A 3881-nucleotide genomic window follows, 5' to 3' on the forward strand; every position below is an offset into this window, starting at 1 on the left:
TCCGTTGTCTTTTGTCAAAAAAATTCAAAAATAAAATCAATTATACAAATATCATTTTCTATTCCTTTTGTATATGATATGGTTAAGGAAAATATAACTTATCTCAATACAGTGAAAGGGATTAACATTATGACGCAAAAAATTACAAGAATGACCCAATTTGTAAAAGAAGAAATTGCGAATGCAATTACCCATGGTATCGGTGCCATTTTAAGCATCCCTGCCTTAATCATATTAATTATTCATGCTTCCAAACATGGTACAGCATCTGCTGTTGTTGGTTTTACCGTTTATGGCGTAAGCATGTTCTTGCTATACTTATTTTCTACACTGCTACATAGTATCCATCATCCAAAAGTAGAAAAGTTATTTACCATTTTAGATCACTCCGCCATATATTTATTAATTGCCGGCACGTATACACCATTTCTACTCATTACACTGCGTGGCCCGCTCGGTTGGACTTTACTCGCAATTATTTGGACCCTTGCGATTGGTGGAATTATTTTCAAAATCTTCTTTGTTCGTCGCTTTATTAAAACATCAACATTATGTTATATCATTATGGGTTGGCTCATCATCGTTGCCATTAAACCCCTTTATGAAAATTTAACCGGTCACGGCTTCTCACTACTATTAATAGGCGGCATTTTGTATTCTGTCGGAGCTATATTCTTCCTTTGGGAAAAGCTTCCGTTCAATCATGCCATTTGGCATCTCTTCGTACTAGGCGGTAGTACAATGATGTTTTTCTGCGTACTGTTTTATGTCTTACCCGCAGCATAAAAAAAGTTTCAGCTTGTTTAAGCTGAAACTTTTTTTATTACTTATGTAATTGAGATGCAATAATATCTTTTGTATGCTGGGTTAACTCTTTAGCATCCATACTTGCATATTCTTCAGGTGTAATTGGCTTAGAAATTGTTAATGTTGCATGAGCTGGTTTCATACGATTTCCATTAGCCTCAAACATCTTATATGTACCATCTAAAGTTACTGGTAATATAGATACGCCAGATTTTACAGCAAGGTGAAAACTCCCTGCTTTAAACTCACCGATTTCGCCACCCTTACTTCTCGTTCCCTCTGGAAAAATTACGATAGAATGCCCGTTCTTTAACAGTTCAATTCCATCTTTAATTGCCTTAAGAGATTGACGGCGATCGCTGCGGTCCATAAACACACAATTCATTAGTTCCATCCATGTTGGTACAACCGGAAACTTTTTAATTTCCGCTTTTGAAACGAATCCAATTGGCTTATTTAAGTAACCTAGTAAAACAGGAATATCCATATTACTTTGATGATTACTTACAACTAGCACTGGCTTGTCTTTCGGAACATTTTCAAGTCCCTTTACTTCTACAGTCGATCCAGTTACACCCACCATTTTCTTACCAAACCAGTTTGTGGTTTTATACACAACACTATCTTTTTCTTGCGGTGACATCGCATTTGCTTTTCTTTTTATACGCCACAATCTTGGTGTAATCGCAATTACGATTAAAATTAAATAAAAGATTTTAAAAAACGTTTGAATCATACAGAACCCCCACCTATTATCATTCCGACCTTCATTATACTAGACAAACGAAGGAAAAAGAAGAAAAAATGTCCAAACAACAAGTGTTTGGACATTTTGAAGTTTTCTATATTAGAAACGTTTTGCTAATTCGCGTGCATTTACAATTGCTGCTTCTTTAATGTCTTGTGCTTTTTCAGGATTTGCATTCATTCCTTCAACTGCAATATATTCAGTGTCTGATACACCCATGAATCCTAATACTGCATTTAAATGATTGCGACCGAAGTCCATAGATGCGTATGCTCCTTCAGAGTAAACGCCGCCTGTAGCTTGAATATGAAGTGCTTTTTTGCCTTCTAGTAAGCCAACTGGACCATTTTCAGTATATTTGAATGTTTTGCCTGCAATTGATAAGTTATCTAAGTATGCTTTCACTACTGCTGGGTAGCTGAAGTTCCACATTGGAGTCACGAATACATAACGGTCTGCATGCATAAATGTTTCTAAGTTATTGTTCATTGCTGCAACTTTTTGTTGCTGATTTTCACTTAAAGTTTCGAATCCTTCGCCTGCTGCAAATTTACCCCAAGCAGCGAATACGTCTGCATCGATTGCTGGTACAGTTGTATTGAATAAATCAATTGTTACAACTTCGTCTTGTGGATGTTCGTTTTTATATGCTTCGATGAAAGCTTCTCCTAYTGCCATACCGAAAGAACCTTCTGCTGAATTTGGATTTGCTGTAATAAATAGTACTTTTGTCATTGTATTAGCTCCCTTTTACACATTTTATCTTTAATTTGAGATTTATAATTTTAAAGTAAATAACTTACCTTATGTAAGTATAATACAAAAAGTTTTAATGGCTGTCAATAAAAAAATAGCTGCTTTTTTTTCGTAAGTTAATAAGTTATATTATTTCAGTTAGTTTTTGTATATAAATATTAAGGTTTTAATCAAATAAAAAAACTACCTCCATATTTCATGGAGATAGTCTTCATCAATTACTACTTTTGAAAAACATGTTTCACTTTTTCAGCCGGAATATTACTTCCACCTCTACCTTTTACATCTTCAATCATCATTGTAATGACCATATCAGGTGAATTTAAATCAAACGCAGCGAACCAACCTAGTTCTTTTCCTTCTGCCTCTTTTGATACTTTTAATTCTGCTGTTCCTGTTTTACCAGCAAGAGTCATACCATCAATTTTTGCAATTTTCCCCGTACCATCTGGATCGTTAATTACTTTCGTTAAAGCCGTTTTCAATATATCTTGAGTTCCTTTAGAAATCACATTTTCTTTCCAGGCCTTTGGTTGTTTATCTGTTTTAATAAGATATGGCGACGGAATCGTTCCATCATTTACAATCGGTGCATACGTTAAAGCTAAATGAAGAGGGGTCATTAAGACTTGTCCTTGTCCATATCCTGTATCTGCCATTTGAATATCATTTTTTATGCCATCACTTGCGATTTTAGAAACTGGGAATCCGTATTCAATTGGTAATTTCTCATCAAATCCGAATTTTTTCGCCTCAGCCATAAATTTATCTTTTCCAATTTTCAAAGCTTCTTGTGCAAAGTAAATATTATCCGAGTATTTCATTGCCTTATCAAAATCAATCGGATTTGCATCTTTTACACGTGTTACGTAATAATTGCCCCAAGAAGAATCTTTCGTCCATTTCAATCCTTCAATTTTCAATTCTTCTTTCGGATCGATTGTTTTTGTTTCAAGTCCAATTGCACCTGTAATTGGCTTAAATACAGAACCCGGAACCGATAATTGTGTAAATCGATTCGTCATCGGTTTTTTCGGGTCATTATTCCAAGTTTCGCGTTGTGCCTTCGATGTCCCTCTTGCAATAAGATTAGGATCGTAAGCTGGACTACTTACAAGTGCAATCGTTTCCCCGCTTTTCGGATTAATTGCAGCACTAGATCCAGCCTCTCCTTTCATTTCATTATAAATTTTTTCTTGAGTAGCACTATCAATAGTTAAAGTTACATTTTCTCCATCAACAGCATCTGTTTTCGCTAAATTTTTAATCTCTTTTCCTTGCGCATCTTCCATGAAGACACGACCACCTTTTTTCCCGCGTAGCTGTTCTTCCAATACTTGCTCTAATCCAGCCTTACCAACTGGTTCATCGGCTTGATAGCCTTTCTTTTGAAGCGTTTTTAAATCTTCAGCATTTACTTTTCCGATATAACCAGTTAGATGAGCTGCTGCTTCCCCTAACGGATATGTACGAACATTTACAGGTTTTGTTGCAACACCTGGTAAATCGATGTACGTATTTTGCGTTGCCCCCTCAGGCAAAATTCCAATTGGTACGAGATACCCTGGTT

The 3881-nt window shown here is 35.6% G+C and carries 4 protein-coding genes; 1 reads left to right on the forward strand and 3 read right to left on the reverse strand.

Annotated elements, in window-relative coordinates:
• Window positions 1-129 precede the first annotated feature (129 nt).
• Window positions 130-786 carry a PAQR family membrane homeostasis protein TrhA gene (trhA, locus tag AC1DTM_RS19885; protein WP_002118985.1) on the forward strand — a complete coding sequence of 219 codons (657 nt, stop codon included), beginning with the start codon at window positions 130-132 and terminating at the stop codon, window positions 784-786.
• 37 nt (window positions 787-823) lie between these two features.
• On the opposite strand, the gene AC1DTM_RS19890 is transcribed toward trhA, so the two are convergent.
• From AC1DTM_RS19890 to AC1DTM_RS19900, 3 genes are all read right to left on the reverse strand, one after another.
• Window positions 824-1543, reverse strand: a complete 720-nt coding sequence (locus AC1DTM_RS19890) for a lysophospholipid acyltransferase family protein (RefSeq protein WP_002158013.1) — start codon at window positions 1541-1543, stop codon at window positions 824-826.
• 111 nt (window positions 1544-1654) lie between these two features.
• The gene (locus tag AC1DTM_RS19895) at window positions 1655-2290 is read right to left on the reverse strand and encodes an FMN-dependent NADH-azoreductase (RefSeq protein WP_477000710.1); all 636 of its coding nucleotides are present in this window, start codon (window positions 2288-2290) and stop codon (window positions 1655-1657) included.
• Window positions 2291-2532: 242 nt separating this feature from the next.
• The coding region (locus tag AC1DTM_RS19900; RefSeq protein ID WP_477000711.1) for a peptidoglycan D,D-transpeptidase FtsI family protein at window positions 2533-3881 on the reverse strand (1349 nt) is incomplete at its 5' end.

Source organism: Bacillus sp. P4_D3, assembly GCF_056401855.1.

What these genes read in the sequence shown, in the direction of transcription:
- trhA (WP_002118985.1), top strand. Translation starts at nt 130, where the DNA reads ATGACGCAAAAAATTACAAGAATGACCCAATTTGTAAAAGAAGAAATT.
- AC1DTM_RS19890 (WP_002158013.1), bottom strand. Translation starts at nt 1,543, where the DNA reads ATGATTCAAACGTTTTTTAAAATCTTTTATTTAATTTTAATCGTAATT.